The sequence below is a fragment of the Amedibacillus dolichus DSM 3991 genome (assembly GCF_000154285.1).
In the GTDB taxonomy this organism is placed as follows: domain Bacteria; phylum Bacillota_I; class Bacilli_A; order Erysipelotrichales; family Erysipelotrichaceae; genus Amedibacillus; species Amedibacillus dolichus.
Genome location: NZ_DS483473.1, coordinates 100589 through 119526, shown reverse-complemented (window position 1 = coordinate 119526; position 18938 = coordinate 100589). Strand labels below are relative to the sequence as shown.

Here is an 18938-nt window from a genome sequence, read left to right as displayed (position 1 = left end):
TTGAGATGTTTAATTATGTATTTTATCTATATATGAAAAACAAATGCATTTTGACAAAATAATTGTCTTGCATTTGTTTTTCTTTTGATCCTGTGTTGATATTTATAGATCTATGTTATAGAGTGGCGCAAACTTATGCTTAAGATATTCGATATAGTAAGTAACATCAAAAGCTTCACCGGTGGTATTTTTCATAATTTCATCAGCGGTTTTATATGCCCCATGGGTGTGAATGTTTTTCTTTAACCATTCATAAATCGGTGTAAGCTCTCCACGATTTAACAACTCATCTACCGCAAGCTCTTTTTCCATTGCGGACATGAACTGCGCCGCATAAGCACTTCCTAGAGCATAGGTTGGAAAGTAACCGAAATTGCTGGCACCCCAATGCATATCTTGCAGGATTCCCTCACTTGCATTGCTTGGGCGAATGCCTAGGTATTCCTCATATTTATCATTCCATGCTTCATCGAGGTGTGCTATGTCGGCAGTTCCATCAAAGATAGCTTTTTCTAACTCGTAGCGAATGAGGATATGGATTGGATAGGTTAATTCATCAGCTTCGGTGCGAATGAAGCTTGCGTAAGAAACGTTGATCATTTTCATAAAATCTTCAAAGCTAACCTCTTTGAATTCTTCGAAGCATTCTTGGAAGGAAGGATATAACGGTTCCCAAAATGCAGGGCGGCGGGCGATGTTATTTTCCATTAAACGAGATTGTGATTCATGCATAGCAAAGCCGATGTTGTTCTTTAAGGTTGTACCATTGTAAGCAGGATCGACATGTAAGCCGTAATTGGCATGACCGAATTCATGAATCGTAGAGAAAATAGCAGACATTACATTCTCCTCATAGTAGTGTGTGGTAATGCGTGATTCATCGGTAGAATAGAAATCGGTAAAGGGGTGTTCGCTCGTTGTTAAATAGATTTTATTGCGATTTGCTTGCAGATGCTTCATTAAAATATCCATAAAGCGTTCTTGCTTCTGCTGATCAACATGCGTAAACATGATACGATCATCAATCGGTGTACCTTCCTTTTGTAGTTTTTGAATGAATGGCAAAAGCTCCGATTTGATCTTTGCAAAAAATTCATCATAAATCTTACTGTTAAGTCCTTCTTGATAACTGTCTAACAAAAAGTCATAATCATCACAATACTTATCCACATAGCTAAGTACCTTTTTCTGCATTTCGATTACTTTTTTTAAATGTGGTTGAAAAAGTGCATAATTATCGGTTTGCTTCGCTTCCTGCCAAGCATTTTGACTGTCCGCAATTACTTTTTCATTAGCAATGAAAACATCTTTTGGTAAAACTCGGATCTTTTCTAAATCGCGCATGAGCAGATCCACTTCACGACGTGTGGTTGCATCTAACTCACATTTTGATAATTCCTCTAGCATAGCCAAATGCTTAGGGTCTGTTTCATGGGCAAAGCCTTCACCGGAAAGAATGGAAAGCATTTCATTACGATAAGGCTTGCCGTCTTTTGGTGCTACGGTTTGTAAATCGAAATAAACGGTTGAAATGGCTAGTGAGTACGCATTGCTTTTGTTTTTATAGTCCTGAAATTGTTTTAATAATTGTTCCTTCATAATAGGTCCTCCTGTTTTTTATATTTTAGCATAAAACGCTGAAGGAAGAAAATGATATAGTTTTTGTCCTAAGTATGATATAATCAATAAAAAGGAGGTTTTTTATGAACCGATTTTGGAAGAAAACAAGTCTGTTAGCATTGTCATCGACTTTGGCATTATCGCTTATCGGCTGTTCAAAGCCAGATGCCAAAGAGGAACAAAAAGCATTTGCGAGCTTTATGAAAGATGAATTTGTTGATACGATGGAAAGTGAGTATCTTTTGATCAATACATACTTAGAAGATCCGAAAGCTTATGGTATTGATATGAGCAAGGTAAAAGTAAATTTAGGCTCACGTTTTGATGCTAAAACAGCAAAGAGCGATTATAAGGAAATGCAAAAGGCTTATGAGGAGTTTGAGGGATTTGATCGTGATTTATTAACAAAAGAACAGCAAGATGAATACGATGCCTATGAATTTCAACAGTCTTTAGCTTTGGAAATGGGTGAACAGGAGTATGACTATTATGCACAGTTATTTTCCAGCATGTCCGGTTTGCAGTTTCAGCTTCCGACACTGTTTGCGGATTGGCAGTTAGACAGTGAGGAAGAGGTTGTGCAAATGCTTACTTGCTTGAGTGATGTCAGAGCTTATGTAAAAAGCGCCTTAGATTATACCAAGAAACAAAGCGAAAAGAATTTATTGATGACGGATATCGATGCGGTTATTGAATATTGTGATAGAATTGTCGCAAGTGGCGAAAACAGTTCGGTTTTGACTTCTATTAAGGAAAACATTGATAAATCAGGCATGAAGGGTGAGCAAGCGAATATTTATAAGGAACAAGCACGTGCTGTATTTACCGAATCCTTCATTCCTGCATATCAGGATATCAGTGCGACTATGAAGGAAATTAAAAAAGCCGGAAAAAACAATAGCGAGGGATATGCCAAATTTGAAAACGGCAAAGAATACTATGAACTTTTGGTTCAGCAAAACATCGGTAGTGATAAGTCTGTTGAAGATGTTAAGAAAATGATGGAAGATGCTTATGATGAATATTTGCGTGAAATGACCGCAGTTGTTATGGAAAATCCTGAAGAAGTAGAGCCGATTGTTTCTCAACAGCTTCCTAGCACCGGTTATAAGAGCTATACGGAAATTCTTGATGATATGAAATCTAAGATCACAAAGGAATATCCAAAGGTTAAAAACCTAGAATATAACATTAAAAATATGAATACAGAGGTTGCTTCTGATGGAATTGCAGCTTACTTTGTAATTCCTAAAATGGACGGTAATCCCGTAAAGCAGTTAAGAGTAAATCCGAATGGTGCCGATCCAAGCAGCATTTCAACCTTCAGCACTGTATCACATGAGGGCTTCCCGGGGCACATGTATCAATATGCGTATATGAGTGAAAATGTCGATAGCAATTTTATTAAAGCATTGTCAAACAATTTAGCCTATATAGAGGGCTATGCTGTGTATGCGCAGATGAATTCTTTGAAGTATTTGGAAGATAAGGAAATCAATTCTGCTTTATTAGATGCTTATCGTTTGAATGAGCTTACAACGTATTGCGTTATCGTTTTAGCGGACATCGGTATTCATTATGAAGGCTGGAAATTAGATGAATTTGTAACTTTCTTCCAAGATAAAGGTTTATATTTACCAGATGATCAAGCATTGGAAATGTATAATCAGCTACAAGCAAATCCTGCCGCATTTATGCCATATTATGTAGGGTATGCGGAATTTAAGGAGTTACGTGAAAATGCGGAAACAGCTTTAGGAGAAAGATTTGATGTAAAAGAATTTAATCAGGCAATCTTGGAATCCGGAACAGTACCTTTTGAGGTTGTAGAGCGTCATGTAGATGCATATATAGAAGCAAAATAAAAGTATTAAATATATACAGTTTTACAAAGCGGTTATCTCTTATAATGGGGTAGCTGCTTTTTTAGTATTTAGAAAGTTGTCTTGGTAGCTATAAAACAGATAGTTTAACTTTATTTGATTGGTTAAAAATTTTTATGGCTTAGATGACCTTGTTGAATGGAAGAATAGGAGAGGCAGTATGTTTGATAGGAGGTGCTATAAAGACACATTTTTACTTTTTCCTCTACAGGAAATATGCTATACTATATAAGTGCTGAATGAAGCTATGTTTATAAGAGATTCTTATATAATTGAATACTTGCCCTCGTACCTCATCAGGATAGAGGAATCGCCTCCTAAGCGATCTGTGGTTGGTTCGAGTCCAATCGAGGGCGCCATTTTTGTTGATAAATAGGGTTTTTCTTAACTATTAAGCTATTTTTATATGGTAATTTAGATATTGATTTTATTAATATAAATTCATATCTATTTATAAAGCAATCGGTTTAACTACTGATTGTTTTTTTATGCAATTCGAACTTTTTTGCCCTATTTTTGCTAATGAAAATGGGCGTTTTGCTAATTTGGAAATTAGCAAGTTTTTTAAATTATAAAACTAAATTTTAAAGTATACTTTAAGTATTATTTTACCATTTGTTCCTTCTCTTTCTATACGATTATTAATTTGCAGTCTATCAAATATTCTTTTTTTCGTTGCAATAGAAATATTCAAGAGTTCAGCTTTTTTTCGTAAAATTCGTATGAATATTCATGTGTTCCAAAAAATTGTCCTTAATACTTTGATTTGAATTGGTATCAAGAATAGTATCAATGGTATCAGAAATGTATCTTGGTTGATACCATTTAGTTTAATTGGATCTCTATAAATATTTATTTTGAAATCAATATCTGTACTAATTTGTATTTTTATTTACTGCGCCATTTACTGCGACAACAAGAATTCTATTAATTGTTTCATTCCATTTATTTAACAATTTATTTAGTAAAACGAATTATATTTACTTGTAATAGTGTAGATATAAAATCTTCTAGATAAGTTATGTTTCTTATACAAAGGAAGTAAATTTATTTTCAGATTCATTTGGGTCATCTGGGTCATTTTTTTGGGTCATTTGGGTCAATAATAAGATCATTAAGGTCATGATTAAGGTCATCGAGGTCAAATTCTAATCAATCAGTTAATTAAAATGTAAAATCTAGCTAGAGTAATTAAATCATTTTATATCATATTAGATATATCAATAGAAAATTGAAAAAAGTAAATACTTGTTTTGCTATTTTCTTATTATTTATATTTGAAGAATTGTGCTTTAATTAGACAAAATAAAAGGAACTCTAACATTGAAGTTCCTTTGTAATGTGTGCCAGGCATGGCATGAATTCAGTTGGAGATAAACCAACCACAGGTATCTATCGCCAAGTGTAGTGAACCACAAGCTATTGACAGTGATGTCAAGGGTGGAGGAAGTGGTGTAGCAATTCTTTTGAGCGTACGAACAGAAACTTGATATAAGGCTAAATGGTGGGTAAGGTTGCATTGCAAACCGAAGCCCAAACGATAGACGTAAAACCAAGACAGTAAATTAAGACGTTGTGAAAGAAATAGGATTCATGAATTACCCTGGGAGGTCTTGTGGACGATGAAATCCAATAAACTTTAAAAACAGTGATGGTACCATCGGTCGAAAAAGGTTAATCACAAGAAGTCAGCTGAAGTCATAGTAGGTATTTTGCACCGAATACTGAAGGACTTAATGTTTATATGGAGCAACTCGCCAAAGCGCAATGCTTGGATAATTCGAAATCGAAGATAGTTTTATAAATAGAGAACGTAACTCTATGGAATGAAGATAGAGGGAATAATTCCAAGTACATTTACAAAGGGAAAGGAGAGCAACAGCATGAGATTAATAGATGAAATACTGAGAGAAGAAAATCTTAAGGAAGCAATCAAGAGGGTCAAAATAAATAAAGGTGCCCCAGGCATTGATAAAATGACAGTGGAGGAAATTGACGAATATTTCAACTTGTATAAGGAAGAAATAAAGCAAAGTATATTTGAAAAGAAATATAAACCTCAGCCAGTCAAAAGAGTGTATATACCTAAGGCAAACGGTAAGAAAAGACCGTTGGGAATATCGACGGTAAAAGATAGAGTTATACAACAAGCAATCGCACAGAAATTATCACATATATATGATAATCAATTCAGTGAAAACAGCTATGGCTATCGACCAAAGCGAAGTGCGCAAGATGCTATCACGAAAACATTACAATATCTAAATGAGGGATATGAGTGGGTAATAGACTTAGATATAAAAGCATATTTTGACACAGTAAATCATGATAAATTAATATCAATCCTTAGAGAAGATGTGAATGACTCGACAACATTATATTTAATCAGAAAATTCCTCAGAGCAGGAGTTATGGAAAATGGATTAGCGAAAGCTAATACCATAGGAATGCCACAAGGCGGTCCTTTAAGTCCAATCTTATCTAATGTTTATTTAGATAAATTTGATAAAGAATTGGAAAACAGAGGATTGCGATTTGTACGCTACGCAGATGATAGTAATATCTTTGTAAAGAGTGAAATGGCAGCCAATAGAGTAATGAAGTCAGTAACGTCATGGCTAGAAAGAAAACTGTTTTTAAAAGTCAGTGCAACTAAAACAAAAGTTGTAAGACCAACGGACAGTAACTTTCTGGGATTTACATATTACAAGAATTCCACAGAGTGGAAATGTAGACCAACACAGAGAAGTAAGAAAAACTTATATGACAAATGTCGGAAAGAGTTAATCCGAAAGAAATGTGTGGCAAGACCAAACGCAATCACCTTTAAAAAGATAAATCAAATCATGAGAGGGTGGATAAATTATTACCGAATAGGTAGCATGAAAATGTTCATAACGAAGTTTGGAGAATGGGTAAGACACAAAATAAGGGTAATTATACTCAAACAATGGAAGAAACCCGAAACAATATATGTAAATTTACAGAAATTGAATAGAAAGTTACCATATAAATTCAGTGATGAGAAGATATATGCAGTAGCGAATACAAGATTAGGTTTATATAAACAAGCTAATGGAAATGTAGTCAACTTTTTATTGAATGATAAAATATTAGCCATGAAAAAAGAGGAAAGACCGGGATTGGTCAATCCTCTAACATATTACCTAGGATAAGCTGTAGTAACATGTAAATGTAGCGCCGTATACGAGAACCGTACGTACGGTGCAATGAGAGGGGCGAAAATAATTTATTTTCCCTCTACTCTATTACATTCATTTGATTACATTTTTAGATAAACGGAACCATATAAATGGGAAGATATTTTATTCCATTTTCAAATTTATAGTCTTTTGTATGAACGACGTATTTTTCCTTAATTCTACTACTGAACTTAGTGCAAAATAAATCTAATGATTTATGAGATCTATAATTTCCAGATTTAACTTCTATTGGACATACTTTGTTCCCTATTGAAAATAAAAAATCAATTTCATATAATCGGTTTGAACTATCACTATCCATTGTGTAGTAAAATAAATTATTACCTTTTGCTAATAACATTTGAGCCACAACATTTTCATATATATACCCTAGATTTGTATCAAGTTTATTTGATAATAGTTTATTATAGATAACATTATCAGTAAAATCTTTGTCTTTAAATGCAAGTGTTATAAACAATCCCACATCAGAAAGAAAGAGTTTATAACGACTAGTATCTTTCTCTAAAGCAAATCCAACATTAGGATTGTTTGCATGATACGCAATATTTACAGTAAATGAGCTAAGCATATCAGGAATTAATTCACGTACTCTATTTGTTCTTATTCCTTCTCTAGCGGTTGATAAAACATATCTTGATGCATTACTGCTTAAATTAGCTGGTATTGCATCGTATATATCTCCTGCAAGCCCTGTACCATCAATTTTAACAAAATCTTCTTCATATAAATCAATTATTTCTCTTTTTACTTCGTCTACTATCTGTAAATTATTATTTTCTAGATATGATTCTATAGCTTGGGGCATTCCACCTATAAGCATATAGAGTCTGAAAGTTCGCATGAGATTTCTATGCAAAGAATTACCAGCAGGTTTCTTACTTTTTATTAGTAATTTTATTGTATCTGCTGTCATATCATCGCCAATTGCCCATAAAAATTCTTCAAAATCCATAGGATACATAGATATCTTGTGTTCTTCGCTAGGAATCAAAATATCTTTAGTGTTTTTCTTAATTGATAATAGTGATCCTGTTTCAATGTATTTATATCTTCCATCAGCTACAAGATATTTTATTGCTTGTCTAGCTTTAGGTAGAAGTTGAACTTCATCAAAAATAATAACGGATTCTTTTTCATGCAACCTAGTACCTGTAAACTGTTGAAGTTGTAAAAAGAAAAAGTCTAGATTATACATATCATTAAAAAGTTCTATGATTTCTTTACTTGTATGTGCGAAATCGATTAAAATATATGATTTAAATTCATTTTTTGCAAACTCTTCAGCAATTGTACTTTTACCAATACGTCTTGCTCCTTTGATTAGTAATGCATACTTATCGCTTCGATTTTCTTTCCATTCAAGTATCTCATTATATATTTTTCTTTTAAAAACTGGTTTTTCCACAGAACATCACCTCACATTACCTATTATATCTTGAATCCCCGTTCAAGTAAACACTAAAAATACGCAAATCCCCATTCATGAAATTGCAAAATATACGCAAATCCCTATTTAAATGTTTGATAAACTTATAATTTTATTAAATCTGGATATTAGTCTATTATTACCGTTCTTAATATAAATATACATATATTTTATCTTTCAAAACTTTTTTCTTTTGGTTTCGTTTTATTTTTTTAAAAAGAAAGATGATTTTCTAACATATCATGACAACGTTCTTCATAATTTTTGAAAGCATTTTTCTGACAATACGATAGATATTTTGAAGTCCATTGGTATGTTCTAATTCATCACGCCATTCATCTATACTACACCATGTATTATAATGACATTCTAAAGACATATAATCAATTGTATATCCTTGTTCAAGTTCAGATAAAAGATATCCATCTACATTAAAATCCCAATCTGGAATAGAATAGACTTCTGACATACTCTTATCTTTGAATTTGACATAAACCATTTCATCATTATTTTCTTTTGATGTTGCGTAACCAATAAAATGATGATCATTAGATTTGTTCATTTGAAGAATATAATCAATTTCGTAATTTTTGTAGTGATGATTCTTTAATATCTTTAAATATTCTTTGTATGATTCAATAGGATTCATTCTACTTCCTCATTTCTTTCTTTTAAAAATTCAATCTGTTCCTGAATTAAATCATTTATTAATTTTTCACATGCTTTTTGTTCTTTGATTTTTAAATCATAAAAACGATTGTTAAAATCATTTATGGAAGCATTTAATTTAGAATGAACTTTCTTTTCAAGAATTACTTTTTTCATAAACAATAGAAAAACAAGCTGTGCGAACTGATAATATCGCATGACATGAGGAACATATTCAGAATCACCATAACTGCTCTAACCATGTTTTATTGTTTGTTCTTCATGCAGGTAAGAAAAAACGAAAAGCTTTAGTGCTTTTCAACTTAGCAAAAAAGTGTTACGATATTACCAATTGCGGAGGAATATGTATGCAGTTTAAAAAAGCACATATACGAAAACTAAAATGGAATGGTTTTTTTCAATCTATTTTATGGATTTTAAGCGGCGTTATATTTTGGGTTATGGACAATGATAATAAACTGGTAGTAGCTAAACTAGCCGGCACGCTTTTGGTGGTACAGGGAGTCGGACAGCTACTGTTGTTTATTCAAGAAGATGAGCATTTTCGTTTTTCCATAGTCAGCCTTATACATAGCGTATGTGCAAGCTTTACCGGCATTTGGCTCATGGTACGAAGCTATGAAGCAGTAAACTATATTCACTTGGCATTTGCCTTTATTATGGTACTGCACATGGTTGAAAACCTATTGTTAGGCTATCGTCTGCGGCTTCTACGCTCTCAGGTAGGTTGGATCAGTTACTTATTAGCTTTCAGCTCGATCATTTGTGCTATACTTATCGTATGCTTAAGAGAGGTAGATATCGTTTATATGGCGATAGGCTCTATTCTTGTTGTCAATGGGATAATCGGACTATGGGTATGGCGACATTATGAAAACAAATCAATCGCAGAAATGGGGATTTAGCATGAAAGAATTAACACTAGAAGAATTTGATGCAATGTTTCAAATCATGCAGGAAAGCTTTCCGATAACGGAAATGCGTACATATAAGGAACAAAAGCGTTTGTTTGAACGAGAGGATTATCATGTGTACGGTTTTTACGAACAGAATCAGCTGATTGGCTTTTTAGCAATCTACGAAGAAAAGAACTTTACCTTTATCGAACATTTTGCACTTACTTCGGCAGTACGTGGAAAGGGCTATGGAAGCAGGATCTTACAACAGTTTATTTCCACATTAAAAAAGCCAAGTATCTTTGAAGTAGAGTATCCGACAACGGAAATAGCTAGGCGCAGGATTCGATTGTATCAGCGATTAGGAGCAAAACTATTTGATGAAATAGACTATGCAATGCCGCCATTACATCAAGAGCATGAACCATTGCCTTTGTATTTGATGACATTCAATAAACAGCTACAAGAGGTTGATGTGGTGGATATGATACCGGATATTTATAAATATGTATATCGTGTAGAATTTACATGGAAAGGAAACAAATAAAAAGGGTGTAAGGAAATGGAACGTAAAGAACTAGCAATTCAACTGTATAAAAAAGGATATAGCTGCGCACAGGCAGTTGCTTGCGCTTATCATGACAGCTTGTTATTGAGTGAGGACGCTGCCTATCGAATCAGTGAAGGATTTGGCGGTGGTATGGGACATTATGGGCATACCTGTGGAGCATGCAGTGCCATGGTCATGGTTGCCGGCAGCCAAATTAGTAAGGGTGTAGAAGATATGAGCAGTAAACAACAAACGTATCCGATTGTGAAAGAAATGGTAGAACAATTTGTGGAAGCAAATGGATATTTGAACTGTTTTGATATTTTACGTAATGGAAGTCAGGATATGGAAGATAATAAACGTGTATGCTGTATTCACTGTATCCATAGTGCTTGTGATATTTTAGATCACATGCTTAAGAAATAAACAGAATAGGAGTCGCTATATGAAAAAAATAGTATGTATATTTGCATGTATCATGACACTGGCGTTAGGCGGGTGCTCATCATCTTATGAACGTGATAGTACACCGGGTGAGGTTGTTCGTGTAACAGTAGGTGAGATGCAGTCTATGATTGATAAAAAGGAATCTTTCGCAATTGTTTTTACGCAAACACAATGCTCTCATTGTATTGTATTCCATGAAATGCTTGATGAATATCTTTTATATCACAATATCACCTTATATGAAGTAGTATTAGATGAAGCACCGAAGGAAGAACGCTCTGAGAATTTAAAGAAAATACGTAAAACCTTTAAAGAATTGGATAGTACTCCGACACTTTATTACGTAAAAGATGGAAAAATAGAGGAAGAAATTTTAGGTCTTACCGAGGAAGATGACTTTGATGATTTTGTAAAGGAATATAAATTAGATGAGAAGAAATAATCCAAATACTTGGGTTATTTTTTTCGTATGAATACATTTTGATGGTAAAATCAAGTATGTTTTAACAATTCAAATACTGCTTTATTGGACTAGGATACTTGAAGTATCTGTTGTTTGACATGAAATAGCTTGTTAAATAAGAAAAGGCAAAAAATCAAGATTGGGATTCATTGACTTTTCCATATAGCAAATCTATAATGAAAAGCAAATAACAGAACAAAAAGAGGTGTTAAGTATGAAAAAGCTATGTGCAATAGGAGAAGCTTTGATTGACTTTATTCCTTCTCAAAAGGGAGTATGCTTAAAAGATGTTGTATCCTTTCAAAGAACAGCCGGAGGAGCACCTGCCAATGTTGCGGCGGCAGTGGCTAGATTGGGTGGCAGTAGTAAGGTTATTACGCAACTCGGTAAAGATGCATTCGGTGATTTTTTAGTAGCCACGATGCAAAGCTATGGGATTGATACGAGTGATATTCAACGCAGTGAAGAAGGAGATACGGCACTTGCTTTTGTTTCGTTAGCTGAAGATGGTAATCGAGATTTTCAATTTTATCGTAAAACAAGTGCGGATTTATTGTTAGAACCTGTACAAATACAGGAATCAATGCTTGATGATTGTGGCATTTTACATTTTTGCAGTGTAGATTTGGTGGAAAGTCCTATGCACTATGCACATAAAAAGCTGATTGAGCTAGCTCTTGCGAAACAACTTACGGTAAGCTTTGATCCGAATTTGCGTTTTCCTTTATGGAAAGATAAAGAAAAGCTTAGACAGACGGTTTTAGAATTTTTGCCTTATGCACATATTTTAAAGCTTTCCGATGAAGAACTGGAGTTTATTAGCGGAAAACAAACAATAAAAGCTGCACTTCCTGACTTGTTTGTCGGAAACGTTTCGTGTGTGATTTATACAATGGGGAAAAACGGAGCTAGAGCATATCATAAAAGCGGGTTTTGGGTAGAAACAGCAGGTTATTTTGTTGATGCAAAGGATACGACCGGAGCCGGAGATGCTTTTATTGGAGCCTTTTTATATAAGCTGTTAATGCTTGGAAAGGATATTTCTATTTGCACTGAAGAAGAAACTTTAGAGATGTTGAGATTTGCCAATGCTTATGGTGCGCATACTACAACCAAGCAGGGAGCAATGTCGGCTATGGCATCACGATCAGAGTTAGAACAGTTTTTAAACCAAATGAAATGATAAAGAAACGCCGCTCTTTAAAGATAGAGTGCTAAAGGAAATGTTTGTATTTTCGATTTATCGGATAGAATAAAAGATAAAATATAAGCGTTGTATCTGTGTTTTGTAAGTAGCTGTATTCGTTTGTCAAACGAGAGGAAGCGGCTTTTCTTTATACTTTTTACAGCTTTATGGATTGCTTTCGGTAAGTAGAAAATTAAGGCAGGTTTTTCATAATTCAATGCTGTTGTCCCTTGTTGATTGATAGAGGCTATTTTCTATTCATTAAATATGGTGTGCTATCTCAGAAAAAGATGCAATATATATTAAGGGAGGGAAGAGGTACCTCTCTTTATTGTTTTTTAAAGAGAAATGCGCTATATTAAAGGAGTTAAAGTAAGAATAAGGAGGGTGTGGAATGATTGATGGACATGTGCATTTAGAAAATGGACCGCTTACTAAGGAGTATGTTATGCAGTTTGTGGAAGCGGCGCAAAAGGCTGGTATTGATTGCTTGCATATTTTGGATCATACACACCGATTTTGTGAATTTGCCCCTCTTTATGAAGATTTGAGAAAAGATAATCAAAGCCAACGGGATTGGTTTGCTAAGAAGTTAAAAGAGCCTCTTGCCAACTATCATCGTTTGATTGCGGAAATGAAGCAGACAGAGCTTCCTATTGAGGTAAAATTTGGCTTAGAGGTATGCTATGTACCTAAGCAGGAAGCTTTTTTGAAGAATATCCTTTGCCAATATCCGTATGATTTTTTGATCGGTAGTATTCATTCCATTGATGGAAAGCTTTATGATATGCCGAGCTTTTCAAAAGAAATTCTTTGGGATATTCTTGATACAGATGCGATTTATCAGCGCTATTATGAAATTATGGAAGATATGATCGAAAGCGATTTATTTACACAAATCGCCCACCCCGATCAGCTAAAGCTTTTTCATTATGAACCACGCTATGATCTGAAGCCTACCTATCGACGTATTGCATTGCTGGCTTACAAACATCATGTTTCCATGGAAAGTAATACCGGTATTCATTATCGTTATCAGCATGAGGATTTAGGAACCAACCTCACTTTTTTAACGATCCTAAAGCAAGCCGGTGTAAATATTATCACTGCCAGTGATGCGCATCAGCCTGCACATGTAGGAAGTTATATAAAAGAAATGATGAAAGTATTGGAGGAGTTAGTATGAGCATTTATTTTGTACGGCATGGAGAAACCGATTGGAATGTGGCACATCGCTGGCAGGGAAGTGCCGATATTCCATTGAATGAAAATGGGATTCATCAAGCGATGATTGCACGTGATAAGCTTGCGAATGTACGTATGGATCGCATCTATTGTTCCCCTTTGCAAAGAGCAAAGAAAACAGCGGAAATTATCAACGAAAATTGGAAACTTCCGATTACGGTAGATGAGCGTTTGGCAGAGCGCTGCTTCGGTGTTCATGAGGGAGTATGTGATGAACATATTGATTTTCAAAAGATTTGGTCATGCAGTGATGAGATTATTTGGGAAGGAAGTGAAAGTGCCAATCGGTTTTACAGACGTGTCGAAAGCTTTCTTGATGAACTTATAAAGCTTGCTGAGGATCAAAATATTTTGCTGGTTGCTCATGGGGGAGTAAGTATTCCTTTCTATTGTCATTTTCATGGCTATGATTTTGAAGATTTGCATAGTGTGATGATTGGAAACTGTGAAATCAGAATTGCCGAGCATGGAGAGGCAAAACGCATTCTATGAGGTGAAAATCCTCTTTTTTTTACGCATTTTTTGTAAGTAATGAGGGCTTGTAAACATTGACATAAAGAAAGAAAAGAATTACAATAAAAAGGCGGAGCGTCTTTTTGTGAATATTTTTACAAATATCAAAAAACGACGGATTCGTCAGACGTAATGTTCGTATATAACATTGCGAAATCGCAAGCTGCTTTCAAAAGTGGCACGTTTATAATCATGGATATAGCGGAAAGGAGAAATGACATGATTTATTCAAAAGAAGTTGAAAACATGTGCACAGTAAAATGTGGTGCAAGCCATGGTTGTGCACCTATTCCTGAAGAAGGAAAATGGGTGTACTCAAGAGAAATCAAAGATATCTCTGGTTTGACTCACGGTATCGGTTGGTGTGCTCCTCAGCAGGGTGCATGTAAGCTGACATTAAATGTTAAGGAAGGTATTATCGAAGAAGCATTGATCGAAACATTAGGCTGCTCCGGTATGACTCACTCTGCGGCAATGGCTAGTGAAGCAATCGTTGGTAAGACTTTGCTGGAAGCTGTTAATACAGACCTTGTTTGTGATGCAATCAACACAGCAATGCGTGAATTGTTCTTACAGATCATTTACGGTCGTACACAGTCTGCATTCTCTGAAAACGGACTTCCTGTCGGTGCAGGTCTAGAGGATTTAGGTAAGGGTACTCGCTCTCAGGTTGGTACTGTTTATTCTACAAAGGTAAAAGGTCCTCGTTACCTAGAGCTTGCAGAAGGATATATCCTACGTATGGGTCTTGACGCAAACGATGAAATCATCGGTTACGAATATGTAAACATGGGTGTATTCATGGACGCTGTTAAGAAGGGTGTTAATCCTGAGGAAGCATTAAACAACGCTAAGAAAACTTACGGTCGATTTGCAGATGCTGTTAAGTACATCGACCCACGTCACGAATAGGAGGAAAAATCATGGCATTATTTGAAGGATACGAAAGACGTATAGATAAAATCAATGAAGTATTAAATTCATATGGTATTTCTTCCATTGAAGAAGCAAAAAAACTATGTGATGATTTAGGTGTCGATGTTTATGACATCGTTAAAGGTATTCAGCCAATCTGTTTTGAAAATGCTTGCTGGGCATACATCACAGGGGCTGCGATTGCCATCAAAAAAGGAGATAAAACAGCTTACGATGTAGCAAAATCACTTGGTGAAGGTTTACAGGCATTCTGTATTCCGGGAAGTGTTGCAGATGATCGTAAGGTAGGTTTAGGTCATGGTAACCTAGCTGCTATGTTGTTGAGTGATGAAACAAAATGTTTCGCATTCTTGGCAGGACACGAAAGCTTTGCTGCGGCAGAAGGAGCTATCGGTATCGCTCGTAACGCTAACAAGGCTCGTAAAGAACCACTACGCGTTATCCTTAACGGTTTGGGAAAAGATGCTGCTAAGATCATTTCTCGTATCAACGGATTCACACATGTTGAAACTAAGTTTGATTACTTCACAGGAGAATTGAAGGAAGTATCAAGAACAGCTTACTCTGATGGAGAAAGAGCTGCAGTAAACTGCTATGGTGCAGATGATGTTCGTGAAGGTGTTGCAATTATGCATCACGAAGGTGTAGACGTTTCTATTACCGGTAACTCTACAAACCCTACACGTTTCCAGCACCCAGTTGCAGGTACTTATAAAAAAGAATGCAACGAACAAGGTAAAAAGTATTTCTCAGTAGCAAGTGGTGGTGGTACAGGACGTACGCTTCACCCAGATAACATGGCTGCTGGTCCGGCTTCTTATGGTATGACAGATACAATGGGACGTATGCACTCTGATGCTCAGTTTGCAGGTTCTTCTTCTGTTCCTGCTCACGTAGAAATGATGGGTCTAATCGGTATGGGTAACAACCCTATGGTTGGAGCTTCTGTTGCGGTTGCAGTTGCGATTTCTGAAGCAATGAATAAATAATAAATAGAGAGAGATCGGTGTATGCCGGTCTTTTTTTAACTGTATTGAGTATCTATTGAGGAATAGGTACTTTTTTATAGGATTGTAAGAACTTCGATGTATCAAAGTATATTCTTGTAATTGTAAAAAGGAGGGGTGTGCTATACTTATTTTAAAGATATCTTTTATAGAAAGAAGGGTTTTATAATGAAAGATGTATATCAAAATTGTCCGGTATTTGAAAATGAATTTTACTATTTAAGACAAGTAAAAAAGCAAGATCGTGATGATTTGTTGAAGGTATATTCTGATCGTAAAGCTGTTTGTTTTTTTAACAGTGATAATTGCGGAGGCGATGATTTCTATTATACGAGCGAGCAACGAATGCAAGAAGCAATCGAGTATTGGGATTTTGAATATCAGCGAAGTGGATTTGTACGTTGGGCAATCCTATCAAAAGCATCAAAGGAAGCTATCGGAACGATTGAGCTATTTCACAGAGATGCAACAGATTATTTTACCAACTGCGGCTTGTTAAGATTGGATCTGCGAAGTGATTATGAGAAAGCAGATGAGATTGTCAAAATACTTGATTTGATTTTGAAACCGACGTATTCGTTATTTCATTGTGATAAAATCGCTACAAAAGCTATTCATGAGGCTACGGAGCGTATCAAAGCTTTAAAAGCATTAGGTTTTCATTACACAGATGAAAAGCTGATAGGTCATGATGGAACGGAATATGATTTCTATTTTGTTCTTTCCTCATGATTATACTTTTTATGTATGTTTAGAATATGATGTGATTTGATACATAAGCTTTATGATTGATAGTTTTATCAGAAAAATTATTTCTGAATAAATAGAATGAAAAGTTTGATTATTCACATCATTAGGAGATCATAAGCAAATCGGCATTTCATATTTTCAAATGGAATGTCTTTTTTAGTGATAATTCTGTATTGATATTCTTTTTAGAGCATAATCGGTTAGAAGCTGTTATGTAATAACGTTTATATTCTTAATAATCCATTGAGTAAAAAAGATAGCTAAAAAATAATGACTGTATGATTTTCTATGCTATACTAAACAGTAATAAATCAATGTGCAATTGATGGAGGTTTTATACATTGGAATATATTAAGGTTACAAGTGAAAATATAGAAAAAGAACATATTTGCTGTGCGCTTTCTAACACTAGTGATATTCAAGTGGCTTCAAAAAAAGCGTGGCTGTCAAGGCAGTTTAAAGAAGGCTTAGTTTTTTTGAAAAGTATCGAAAGAGGCAAGTGCTTTATTGAGTATATCCCTGCTGAAAATGCTTGGAATCCGATTTTGGCTGAGGGCTATATGTATATTAACTGTTTATGGGTTGCAGGTTCGTTGAAAGGGCATGGCTATTCATCAGATTTATTAAATGCTTGTATCGAGGATAGTAAAAATAAAGGGAAAAAGGGATTGTGTATTTTGTCGGCGGCAAAGAAAAAACCTTTCTTAGCAGATCCTAAATTTTTAAAATATAAAGGATTTCGAGTATGTGATGAAGCCACTAATGGTATTCAATTATGGTATTTGCCATTTGATAAAAATGTTCATTTACCTAGGTTTAAGGAATGTGCGAAAAATCCTCATATTGATGAAAAGGGATATGTTCTGTACTATACCGATCAATGTCCGTTCAATGCACGCTATGTACCTATGATCGAAGCAATCGCCAAAGAAAAATCCATACCATTTAAAGCAGTTCATTTGCAAAGCAAAGAACAGGCTCAAAATGTAGTAACAGCGGTTACAACGTATGCATTGTTTTTTGATGGTAATTTTATTGCCAATGAGCTTCTGAATGACAAGAAATTTTTGAAGCTATTGGAGAAGTAAAGCTTGATTTTAATAATGGTATCGAATGTATTGCATATTAGAAGCTGTATTTAGTATTGCAGTAAAGGTAGAAAAGTTTTTTTATGCAAATTTTTCATGACTGACACTAGGTGTAAACAAAAGTATCATGTTTATAGAATAAGTGAAAAGATATAGGTAAATGCTTAATTCTCCGTTTCGTAGATTGCGTATTTCAAAGAATGATTTTACAATAGTGGCAGAGGTGGTGGATAAATGGAATCACTAGATCATGAAAAAATCGGACACTTTATCAGTGAAATGCGGAAGGCGAAAAATATGAAACAGAAGGAATTGGGCGATCAGCTATTTGTGAGTGATAAAACGATCAGTAAGTGGGAGAATGGCATCAGTATGCCCAATATCGTTTTGCTCGCTCCATTGGCAGAGTTATTGGATATCAGTGTGAATGAGCTGTTAAAGGGAGAAAAGCTAACACAAGAGAGTGTGGCGAAAACAAGGGAAGAAGCGTTGGTGAATTGCTCTGTTGATATAGCTATGGAAGGTACATTACGTGGGCATAAACGAAATCGAAGATATGCATTTTTCATCGTTGCTGTTGTATTTGGATTGGAAGCTTTTTGGCTTTGGGGCTTGGATATAAGGGATACCTATGTGAAAGATACGCTGTATCTTAGTGTGCTCATGTTGCTCTTTGCTTTTTGGTTTTGTTTCTTCGCGAAAGATTTTCTGCCTTCCTATTATGACAATAATAAAATCAATTATGTTTCACAAGGAATATTTAAGATCCATATCGTTGGTTTATCTCTTAATAATCATAATTGGAGATATATTTGCATTGTATGCAGAGTGTTTACTCTTAGCTTTGCGGTACTCTATCCTTTGCTTTGTATAGGAATATGTTGGTATAGTGAGGTATTATGGAGAGAGTTTTGGCTTCCTGTTGTGATTGTAGGAATAAGTATCTTTATGATTGTGCTTTATGCGGTAGGAAAAAGGTATGAAGTGTAATTGACGACAAAAAATGTGAAGTTATGGGAAAGACATGGAAAT

The 18938-nt window shown here is 34.9% G+C and carries 19 protein-coding genes and 1 tRNA gene; 16 read left to right on the top strand and 4 right to left on the bottom strand.

Annotation, left to right across the window (positions count from 1 at the left end):
* Nucleotides 1–102 precede the first annotated feature (102 nt).
* Nucleotides 103–1599, bottom strand: coding sequence for a carboxypeptidase M32 (locus EUBDOL_RS02585; RefSeq protein WP_004798171.1), 1497 nt, complete (start codon nt 1597–1599; stop codon nt 103–105).
* A 104-nt stretch (nt 1600–1703) separates the two neighbouring features.
* On the opposite strand from EUBDOL_RS02585, the gene EUBDOL_RS02580 reads away from it, so the two are divergent.
* The 4 genes from EUBDOL_RS02580 (at nt 1704) to ltrA (ending at nt 6679) form a co-directional block, all read left to right on the top strand.
* Nucleotides 1704–3485: a DUF885 domain-containing protein gene (locus EUBDOL_RS02580; protein ID WP_004798170.1), complete on the top strand. Its 1782-nt coding sequence runs from the start codon at nt 1704–1706 to the stop codon at nt 3483–3485.
* A 300-nt stretch (nt 3486–3785) separates the two neighbouring features.
* A tRNA-Arg gene (locus EUBDOL_RS02575) sits at nt 3786–3862 on the top strand.
* A gap of 1008 nt (nt 3863–4870) precedes the next feature.
* A complete protein-coding gene (locus EUBDOL_RS11790; RefSeq protein ID WP_004798169.1) occupies nt 4871–4993 on the top strand; it encodes a hypothetical protein in 123 nt (40 codons plus the stop codon).
* A gap of 393 nt (nt 4994–5386) precedes the next feature.
* Entirely contained in the window at nt 5387–6679 is a 1293-nt protein-coding gene (gene ltrA, locus EUBDOL_RS02570) for a group II intron reverse transcriptase/maturase (protein ID WP_040462961.1), read from the top strand.
* A gap of 115 nt (nt 6680–6794) precedes the next feature.
* On the opposite strand, the gene EUBDOL_RS02565 is transcribed toward ltrA, so the two are convergent.
* From EUBDOL_RS02565 to EUBDOL_RS02555, 3 genes are all read right to left on the bottom strand, one after another.
* A complete protein-coding gene (locus EUBDOL_RS02565) occupies nt 6795–8135 on the bottom strand; it encodes an ATP-binding protein (RefSeq protein ID WP_004798167.1) in 1341 nt (446 codons plus the stop codon).
* 253 nt (nt 8136–8388) lie between these two features.
* Nucleotides 8389–8805: a hypothetical protein gene (locus tag EUBDOL_RS02560; protein ID WP_004798166.1), complete on the bottom strand. Its 417-nt coding sequence runs from the start codon at nt 8803–8805 to the stop codon at nt 8389–8391.
* Complete coding sequence (locus tag EUBDOL_RS02555; RefSeq protein WP_148495292.1) at nt 8802–8981, bottom strand: hypothetical protein; 180 nt, start codon at nt 8979–8981, stop codon at nt 8802–8804. The genes EUBDOL_RS02560 and EUBDOL_RS02555 overlap by 4 nt, the downstream gene beginning before the upstream one ends.
* Before the next feature lie 191 nt (nt 8982–9172).
* Here EUBDOL_RS02555 and EUBDOL_RS02550 point away from each other — a divergent pair, with 191 nt between their 5' ends.
* The 12 genes from EUBDOL_RS02550 to EUBDOL_RS02495 all read left to right on the top strand — a co-directional run bounded on the left by EUBDOL_RS02550 (nt 9173) and on the right by EUBDOL_RS02495 (nt 18896).
* Nucleotides 9173–9730, top strand: a complete 558-nt coding sequence (locus tag EUBDOL_RS02550) for a hypothetical protein (protein WP_022419625.1) — start codon at nt 9173–9175, stop codon at nt 9728–9730.
* Between the two features lies 1 nt (nt 9731).
* Entirely contained in the window at nt 9732–10268 is a 537-nt protein-coding gene (locus tag EUBDOL_RS02545) for a GNAT family N-acetyltransferase (RefSeq protein WP_050750071.1), read from the top strand.
* Nucleotides 10269–10283: 15 nt separating this feature from the next.
* Nucleotides 10284–10697, top strand: a complete 414-nt coding sequence (locus EUBDOL_RS02540) for a C-GCAxxG-C-C family protein (RefSeq protein ID WP_004798162.1) — start codon at nt 10284–10286, stop codon at nt 10695–10697.
* Between the two features lie 19 nt (nt 10698–10716).
* Nucleotides 10717–11160: a thioredoxin fold domain-containing protein gene (locus EUBDOL_RS02535; protein WP_004798161.1), complete on the top strand. Its 444-nt coding sequence runs from the start codon at nt 10717–10719 to the stop codon at nt 11158–11160.
* 235 nt (nt 11161–11395) lie between these two features.
* Nucleotides 11396–12364: a carbohydrate kinase family protein gene (locus EUBDOL_RS02530; RefSeq protein ID WP_004798160.1), complete on the top strand. Its 969-nt coding sequence runs from the start codon at nt 11396–11398 to the stop codon at nt 12362–12364.
* Between the two features lie 397 nt (nt 12365–12761).
* Nucleotides 12762–13553 carry a PHP domain-containing protein gene (locus EUBDOL_RS02525; protein ID WP_004798159.1) on the top strand — a complete coding sequence of 264 codons (792 nt, stop codon included), beginning with the start codon at nt 12762–12764 and terminating at the stop codon, nt 13551–13553.
* Nucleotides 13550–14104, top strand: a complete 555-nt coding sequence (locus tag EUBDOL_RS02520) for a histidine phosphatase family protein (RefSeq protein ID WP_004798158.1) — start codon at nt 13550–13552, stop codon at nt 14102–14104. Before EUBDOL_RS02525 ends, EUBDOL_RS02520 begins: the two co-directional genes overlap by 4 nt.
* A gap of 240 nt (nt 14105–14344) precedes the next feature.
* Nucleotides 14345–15037: an iron-sulfur cluster assembly scaffold protein gene (locus EUBDOL_RS02515; RefSeq protein ID WP_022419631.1), complete on the top strand. Its 693-nt coding sequence runs from the start codon at nt 14345–14347 to the stop codon at nt 15035–15037.
* 11 nt (nt 15038–15048) lie between these two features.
* Nucleotides 15049–16050: a GGGtGRT protein gene (locus EUBDOL_RS02510; RefSeq protein ID WP_004798156.1), complete on the top strand. Its 1002-nt coding sequence runs from the start codon at nt 15049–15051 to the stop codon at nt 16048–16050.
* Nucleotides 16051–16236: 186 nt separating this feature from the next.
* Complete coding sequence (locus tag EUBDOL_RS02505; protein ID WP_004798155.1) at nt 16237–16800, top strand: GNAT family N-acetyltransferase; 564 nt, start codon at nt 16237–16239, stop codon at nt 16798–16800.
* Nucleotides 16801–17159: 359 nt separating this feature from the next.
* Complete coding sequence (locus tag EUBDOL_RS02500; protein WP_004798154.1) at nt 17160–17906, top strand: N-acetyltransferase; 747 nt, start codon at nt 17160–17162, stop codon at nt 17904–17906.
* Between the two features lie 234 nt (nt 17907–18140).
* Complete coding sequence (locus tag EUBDOL_RS02495; protein ID WP_004798153.1) at nt 18141–18896, top strand: helix-turn-helix domain-containing protein; 756 nt, start codon at nt 18141–18143, stop codon at nt 18894–18896.
* Nucleotides 18897–18938 lie beyond the last annotated feature (42 nt).

Coding starts and splice junctions, on each gene's coding strand:
- EUBDOL_RS02585 (WP_004798171.1), bottom strand. CDS start 1,599: ATGAAGGAACAATTATTAAAACAATTTCAGGACTATAAAAACAAAAGC.
- EUBDOL_RS02580 (WP_004798170.1), top strand. CDS start 1,704: ATGAACCGATTTTGGAAGAAAACAAGTCTGTTAGCATTGTCATCGACT.
- ltrA (WP_040462961.1), top strand. CDS start 5,387: ATGAGATTAATAGATGAAATACTGAGAGAAGAAAATCTTAAGGAAGCA.
- EUBDOL_RS02560 (WP_004798166.1), bottom strand. CDS start 8,805: ATGAATCCTATTGAATCATACAAAGAATATTTAAAGATATTAAAGAAT.
- EUBDOL_RS02555 (WP_148495292.1), bottom strand. CDS start 8,981: ATGAAAAAAGTAATTCTTGAAAAGAAAGTTCATTCTAAATTAAATGCT.
- EUBDOL_RS02550 (WP_022419625.1), top strand. CDS start 9,173: ATGCAGTTTAAAAAAGCACATATACGAAAACTAAAATGGAATGGTTTT.
- EUBDOL_RS02545 (WP_050750071.1), top strand. CDS start 9,732: ATGAAAGAATTAACACTAGAAGAATTTGATGCAATGTTTCAAATCATG.
- EUBDOL_RS02540 (WP_004798162.1), top strand. CDS start 10,284: ATGGAACGTAAAGAACTAGCAATTCAACTGTATAAAAAAGGATATAGC.
- EUBDOL_RS02535 (WP_004798161.1), top strand. CDS start 10,717: ATGAAAAAAATAGTATGTATATTTGCATGTATCATGACACTGGCGTTA.
- EUBDOL_RS02530 (WP_004798160.1), top strand. CDS start 11,396: ATGAAAAAGCTATGTGCAATAGGAGAAGCTTTGATTGACTTTATTCCT.
- EUBDOL_RS02525 (WP_004798159.1), top strand. CDS start 12,762: ATGATTGATGGACATGTGCATTTAGAAAATGGACCGCTTACTAAGGAG.
- EUBDOL_RS02520 (WP_004798158.1), top strand. CDS start 13,550: ATGAGCATTTATTTTGTACGGCATGGAGAAACCGATTGGAATGTGGCA.
- EUBDOL_RS02515 (WP_022419631.1), top strand. CDS start 14,345: ATGATTTATTCAAAAGAAGTTGAAAACATGTGCACAGTAAAATGTGGT.
- EUBDOL_RS02510 (WP_004798156.1), top strand. CDS start 15,049: ATGGCATTATTTGAAGGATACGAAAGACGTATAGATAAAATCAATGAA.
- EUBDOL_RS02505 (WP_004798155.1), top strand. CDS start 16,237: ATGAAAGATGTATATCAAAATTGTCCGGTATTTGAAAATGAATTTTAC.
- EUBDOL_RS02495 (WP_004798153.1), top strand. CDS start 18,141: ATGGAATCACTAGATCATGAAAAAATCGGACACTTTATCAGTGAAATG.